This window comes from Psychrobacter sp. AOP31-B2-9, assembly GCF_052378005.1.
Lineage (GTDB): Bacteria > Pseudomonadota > Gammaproteobacteria > Pseudomonadales > Moraxellaceae > Psychrobacter.
In genome coordinates this window covers 1-4,235 of the sequence record NZ_JBQSXG010000199.1, presented here as the reverse complement: position 1 = coordinate 4,235, position 4,235 = coordinate 1, and the positions used below count along the sequence as shown (strand labels likewise).

Genomic DNA, 4,235 nt, shown 5'->3' with positions numbered 1-4,235 from the left:
ATAGTTATTGATTAAAAATTTAAAGAATTAGAAAGTTAAAGAATTAAAAAAGCTTCTTTAAAAGGCCTACTAAAAAACGATTGCTTAGATAAGACCATTTAAAAAAGTTACTGACAGCACAAAGGTCTGAGCCAGTAGCTCAGACCTTTTCTAATCGAACAAATTTTATGTCTACTTATTAAAAGTCAACGCTAACGTCGAACACATAAGTACGGCCAGGCTCATTGAACGTACGTGCACCAGCATTCGTAGCAGTACCCTCACGATAAACACCCGTATCAAATAAGTTTTTGACACCAGCACCAACGGTTATATCCTTAGTCAGATCATAACGAGTGCTGACATTAGCAATGGCATACGGCTCGCGATCAAGCAACGGATCATCACTATCATCTCCCGTTGTAGCTGAAATCGTAGGGGCTTCAATCGTGCCATAGTAGCTCACATCAAAACCGGCATTCCACTGAGGCGTAATATCCCAATCGACACCCGTGTTCACAGTGAACTTAGGAATGAGTGATAATGGCTCGCCATTGTCTTTACGCTCTGAGCGGATGTTGCCAGTGACATTAGAAGACCATTTTACATCGTCAGTGACTGGTACTTGTACAAAACCTTCTAAACCTTCGACAATTGCTTCACCTTGATTGTCCCATTGAAAGATAGAACGGTTCGTCGTTGTATCTACCGCCACACGATCCGTACCAGCACCAATGCGGTTATCATAGGCATTATGGTAATAAGTCAAGCCTGCATTCAGCCCAGTGCCATCATCATAAGTAAAGGTCAGCTCTTTGTTCCAAGAGGTTTCATTTTCTAGGTCAGGATTACCTAAGACTTGACAACCTCTTTCATCAAGAGGTACCCAAGATGGACAGCCATTTCCACGAGTGTAGTAAATATAGTTTGGGTCAAGCTGGTACAGCGATGGCGCTTTAAATGCACGACTGACACCTGCCTTCACTGACCAATCAGGGCTAAAGTGCCAAGTGGTATTGATACTCGGCGACCAGTTACTGCCAGCTTCGCTATGATAATCGAAGCGTAGACCTGGCGTGACATACCAATCAGGCGTGATCTCATAGTTATCTTCTAAATAAGCACCGATGAGGTAAGCATCTGAGGTCGGGTCGCGCTTGTCAGGGTCGGTCTCCACATCACCAAACTCAAAACCATCATCAAATGTCATATCAGATACCACAGGGTTGTCTAACCTCTCGCCGCGGAACTCAGCACCAGCCGTTAAAGTATGACGGTCAAAATAGATATCCCACTCTGATTTGGCATTGAGCGTATCGTAGGTTGCCTCTACCCATTCAAAATCCTCGCCGTCGTCAGGTATGACAATCTGACCTTCACCACCACCCGCACTACCTTCACCCAAACGCTCATTAATTGTCCGAGTGTACTCCACAAAGCTATTGCTACTAGCATTATCATACTCACCGCGATGGGTAATCGCCGCGCCGTAGCGTTGCATTTTGCTCGTTGTTTCACCGTCTAGTTCGTTTATCAACGTTTCATTCACTGACTGGAATAATGAGTCACCCGCCCATCGGTTTTCTTGACGGCTATAATTGACCTCAAAACCGACCGTATTCATCGCATCCATCGCGTATTCAAACACTTGGCGCGCATCGATATTTTCAACCCCTTCAGTACCTGCTGCTACTGAATCATCTAGTGCTTCAGCTGCATTAATATACGGATCATCTGCTTCACTATCGTGATAGCCTAGAGTGGTACGTGAGGACAGCTTGTCAGTCAAAGCGCCTGCCATATTGACATTGGTACGCCAGCTACTGCCTTCTAAGTCGCTCTCTGGTGCCTCGTAGTGCCCAGTCACAGAAAACTCTGTATCAGTCGGGCGCTTAGTGATGATGTTTACCACACCGCCCATACTACCTGAGCCATAACGAGCAGCAGCAGGACCACGCAATACTTCGATACTCTCAATTGCACTTGGTGGTACCCATTGCGAATCACCACGCGTGTCTTGCTCACCACCACGGCTAGGTCGTGAGGAATTACGCGAGGTAACTGGACGGCCATCGATTAAGATAAGCGTGTTGTTTGGACCCATACCACGCAAATCAATCTGACGTTGGTTACCACGTTGACCTGACGTCGATGACCCTGACAGGTTCACACCTGGCATCTTACGTACAATTTCTGAAATATCATTAGAAACGGATGATTTTTCGATGGCTTCTTCACTAATAACGGACAGTCCTGCCGCCTGCTCTAGCTCCTCTCTTGCCGCTCGCACCACAATAGTATCAAGTGTCGCTGTAGGTACTGCTTCTTGGTCAGTCGCCTCATGCACAGCTACCTCATCACCCTCAGCAGCAAAAGCGGTGCTGCTAAGAATAGAGGCGATAGCGATGCTTAGCAAAACTTTGCCGGTCGCTAAAGGTTGTGAGGTTTTTGGAGCATTAAGGTGCTGCTGAGGCGAAATATTTGAGAGTTTTGACATGAATAATGTTCCTTGAAGCATTTGATCTCAATAGAATCTTTCAATCTCGAACAATTTTAGTCATTTTTGATGTGGCATCCACATCGTAAGCATATATAAGTTGATACATACAAATAGGCACACGACTGCCAAGCAAGACAAACTTGTTATCCAGTATATGTATGATGAAAACGGGACTAAAACATAGCCAAAAGGCTTAAATATCGATAGATGAAAGACTAGTAAAAGTATCTACTGCATACGGTTAAAGGTTTGGTGATACTGCGACTGGCAAAAGCCAACTCATTTAAATAGTAATCACAATAAAGCCTCCAAAGAGAGGTAATACAAAAAGCTGTTAATAGTTCTGTAATAAACAAAACACACTTTAGCAAAACAGAAATATTAATGCAAATATTAATAATAATTATTATCATTAACATTAAATTAATAATGTATAGTCAAAAAATGATAAATTGAATACAAAAACGTTGACTACAAATTTAGGACTTCTAAGGAGGGAGGGTCAGTCTGTAGCGACTTAGGAAGTCACTGACGGTACCTGATTTTCGATTTACTGTTGGGTACAACTGGTAAGGCTAACTTGCTTTAGAAGTTACCTACGCTTAGGGCGTGCTGAATACTCAACACGCCCTATCTATCAAATGCCAATTATTTATATATTAAAACTGATAAGTTAAAGAAGCTTTCACATTTCTTCCCATCGCATAATCAGTATAGTCCGAATCGGCTGAGTAGCGTGATGAGTGATTTGCGTACGTTTCATCAAACATATTGTACACACCTAGGGTCGCTTTCACGCCCGCTAACTGCTGAGGCTTGTAGGTCATGAATATATCATGTACGTCATAGCCTTCTTTTTCTTGATCTGTATCATCACCTGTATTAGGGTTGATAGAAGTCACATACGTACTACGCCAGCCTAAATCAAGCGTATCAGTTGGTGCATATCCCAGGTTAACCATGTACTTATCACCAGAGTCATTTTCATCACCAGTGCCTTGAGACAAACTATAGCCAGTCTCTTTACCTTCGCTACGCGCTCGTGCATAGCTCAAGCCCATATTGAAGTTACTGGTACGGTAATCAGCTGAGAGCTCTACCCCTTTGACTTCATAGTCTTCATCTGCATTAAATGAGCCTGCGCATGTGCCAGTATCAGAGGCCAGTCCAGTAGTACAGTCGATACCGCTCTCGTACGTAATCCAGTTTTCCAAATCTGTCACGAAATACTTACCAGAAAGCTGTAACGAATCGTCTTCAGTGGTCAAGCCACGGAAAATAGTGGATACACCAACTTCGGCATTACTACCAGTTTCGGGCTCTAAATCAGAAGAAATATATTTATCTTCACCATCTGTATTACGGATGGCTTCCTGTAAGTCAGGACCATTGAACAACTGGGTATAACTTGCAAATATATTGGTGCTTGGCAACACTTGATAACTGGCGGCAAAAGCACCCACAACATTGTCGTACGTTTCACCATTTGCCACATCTTGTGGTGCTTCGTAATGATCATAACGAACACCAGGTGTTAGCGTTAATTTACCCATTTGCCATTGGTCTTCTAAATATACAGACGTATTTTTTGCCTCGTCATTTCCGCCAAGGACACCTAGACGAGTTACCTCTGACTCTTTTGTGTAATATTCCACACCAGTAATCAGCTTATGCGAGCCCAACTGACTGTCTATGAGGCTGGTATTTTCGATTTTGCCACCTTTGGTGATCAAGTCAACTTCAATGCCTTTATTAT

Annotated in this window: 2 protein-coding genes; both read right to left on the bottom strand. The window is 43.3% G+C overall.

The genetic code is table 11. The annotated features are described in order from the left end of the window. Positions 1 to 178: 178 nt before the first annotated feature. Positions 179 to 2,476 (bottom strand): FepA family TonB-dependent siderophore receptor, encoded by a 2,298-nt coding sequence (locus ACT3SX_RS14195; protein ID WP_192992476.1) that lies wholly within the window; start codon positions 2,474 to 2,476, stop codon positions 179 to 181. 662 nt (positions 2,477 to 3,138) lie between these two features. After that, positions 3,139 to 4,235, bottom strand: a 1,097-nt coding sequence (locus ACT3SX_RS14190; RefSeq protein ID WP_444753340.1) for a TonB-dependent receptor domain-containing protein, incomplete at its 5' end; no start/stop codon positions are given.

Bases quoted from the DNA above. Each gene is read 5' to 3' on its own strand.
- ACT3SX_RS14195 (WP_192992476.1), bottom strand. From the start codon at position 2,476: ATGTCAAAACTCTCAAATATTTCGCCTCAGCAGCACCTTAATGCTCCA.